Origin of the sequence: Sporotomaculum syntrophicum (genome assembly GCF_009932395.1) — a bacterium.
Lineage (GTDB): Bacteria > Bacillota > Desulfotomaculia > Desulfotomaculales > Desulfallaceae > Sporotomaculum > Sporotomaculum syntrophicum.
Map to the genome: position 1 here is coordinate 54014 of NZ_LSRS01000011.1, position 2644 is coordinate 56657.

At 33.7% G+C, this 2644-nt stretch carries 2 protein-coding genes; both read right to left on the minus strand.

Translation table 11 applies throughout. The features are described from left to right. Window positions 1–275 precede the first annotated feature (275 nt). Window positions 276–602, minus strand: coding sequence for a hypothetical protein (locus tag SPSYN_RS15370; RefSeq protein WP_161823367.1), 327 nt, complete (start codon window positions 600–602; stop codon window positions 276–278). 205 nt (window positions 603–807) lie between these two features. Continuing rightward, window positions 808–2064: an MEDS domain-containing protein gene (locus tag SPSYN_RS15375; protein ID WP_161823368.1), complete on the minus strand. Its 1257-nt coding sequence runs from the start codon at window positions 2062–2064 to the stop codon at window positions 808–810. Between the last annotated feature and the right edge of the window lie 580 nt (window positions 2065–2644).

Sequence of the window (2644 nt, forward strand, 5' to 3'; positions counted from 1 at the left end):
TTCTTGTTGAACCGTCTTTATTTTTAAATGTTTTTGTTCTAGCATACATGGCACCTTAATTATAGCATGGCAATCCATATGCTAAAAGTTATTATATGGAAAACGTGGCACTACACTTTTTGAATCTCTCTAATATTAACCCTTGATTCTACTGGGTTTGTTGGGGGTTAGATTCGAAAAATGATGGAAAACTGTCAAACTTGAGTTATACAACGTTTTTTAAAAAAATCCCTTCGTAACGTCACGGCTTGTTTAAAATGCGTCGTAAACCTAATTTACTTACTTTGAATAATCTCTGTAGAAAGTGGCTTGTCCTCTCTTATGTAATCTAACATTAGCCTCCACTGCCCCAAAACGCCTCTATAAGGGCAATTATCCCATTCAGGCTCACAGCCATGTTTTCCATAATAGTGAGCCCACCTATTTAATATTTGGTATTGGTCGATACTCTTGTTAAACCATTCTCCATTAAAAAAATCTGCATTGGGATCATTTTGACCAGGAAGAATCAGAGGGTTTATTGTATAGGGTGTTGCAAAAAACATAAGAAAAATAATTGCTGTTATAAATACTATTTTACATTTTGAGTTTACATATTTCACAAAAGAAACCTTCCTCAGGTATTAATTGCTTTTTTGTTAATTCGAGTATTATAACTAAAACCTTTACCCAGAATATTGTACAATTCAAAGATTATGTGTCACAGTAAACATAAAGGACCAGGGCGCGGCGGCAATATTAAATACCGGTTTGACCATCGCAAAGCGGTTCATAATATGCGGTCGTCCTTCATACTTTTTTGTAAACTTAAGGCTCCTGTGTTTTAAACCTTACATAAAAAGTCGTTCCTTCTGGTCCAGTTTTAAAATTGATTGAGGCGTTATTGCGTTCGGCTATACTAAAACAAACCGCAAGACCCATACCAGTCCCATTCTCTTTTGTGGTAAAAAAAGGAGAGCCTATATTATCGATTAATTTATGCTCAATTCCCGTACCTTGGTCTTGTACCTCCAAAACTACTTCTTTATCTTCAATATATGTTCTAACAGTCAAGGTTCCGCCGGGTAACATTGCTTCCAGGCCATTACGAGTAAGATTAAGTATAACTTGACGTATTTCGTTTTCATCAAGAAATAAATCAGGTATTTCTTCAAGTTCCAGACAAAAACTTTTATCTTCCTTTAAAGCATCTGCTTGTATTAAAGGTTGCATCAAATTTAGTATATCATTTATATTTTTTCTCTTTAAGCTTATGTTATTATTCCTAGCTAGAGATAGAAATTCATTAATAATACCATTAGCTCTATCTAATTCCTGAAGCATAACGTTAAAATAATCAGAATAACTATCAAAATCACTTTTGGTTTGTAGTAATTGTAAAAAGCCTCTAACAGATGTCATTGGATTTCTTATTTCATGTGCGATACTAGATGCTAGTTTCGAAATTAAGTTTAGTCGATCAAATTTAGCAACGCTGTCGATATGTTGCAACCCACTTTTACTAATAATAAACGAAAATTGATGATTACTTACGATATCGAAAATCTCTTGAATATTACACTTATCAAGTTCATAAGTATATAAGGCTACCATTCTTAATTCACCAATTCTTTGTTCAATAAGGGCTTCATATTCTTGAAATGATTTCCAGTACCTCTTTTTAAGCCAAGATGTATTTCCGCATATTCTTATACCATCAAAACCTCTAGATACAGTTTGATTTATCTTATCAACCCATGAATTTACAACTTTTTTAAAATTACCATATCTAAAGTACCATTCTGAATGTGTTAGAAATTCTATTTGACCAAGCTGCAGGTAATATTTAAAGTTAGGTACAGCATTATTAAGTATTAATTTTGCCTCATCGCAATTTACAGGTTCAGAGGCAACCCATATACAAAACTCGTTGTTTTCTAAACCAGCTTTAAAATACGGTACTAACGTATTAATTAAATCGATTTTTGTATGGTAAAAACCACAAATATGAGTTCCCCAGGGAACATCCTGTATGTAATCAATACCAATTTTTCTTAAATTTTGGTCAAGCTGCGGTTGTAACATGCTATTCACCTTTTCTCATTAATTCTTTTGTATACTATTAGGCAATAATATGCGTTCAACTATTGTGATGGAAAGTGGTATACACGGAAGACAGTTGATGGGTTTTATGTATTAGTGAAGTCCGGTAGTGTAAAGAATTGTTACACATGATCTTTTTTTACTAATCATACACTTATTCGTTGTAGTGGGATGGTTTTCCTTTGCGCTGTAATACGTGGTATGCTATAAAAATTTCCTATAATACAAAGTAAACTATTACAATCAGCCTAAACATTCCCCCTAAACTAAAGCACTGTACACCTATTCCTTCATTATTCATGATAAAGAAAACGGATTTTAACCTGGGGGTGCTCACCAAAGGCCACCTGCAACAACAGGTGCATCGGATTATTCTACTTTCGTCTTGACACAAAAGGAACCGTCCGAGACCACTGAAAAAGTCCATATAAAACACAAAAAGCATCCCCACCTATAGTATAATTAAGTCACCACAACAAAATATACCGGGGGATGCTTTTTATGCTAATTGAAACCACCTTTAAACAAGGCAGCTTTTACACTGAATTATACCATATAATAC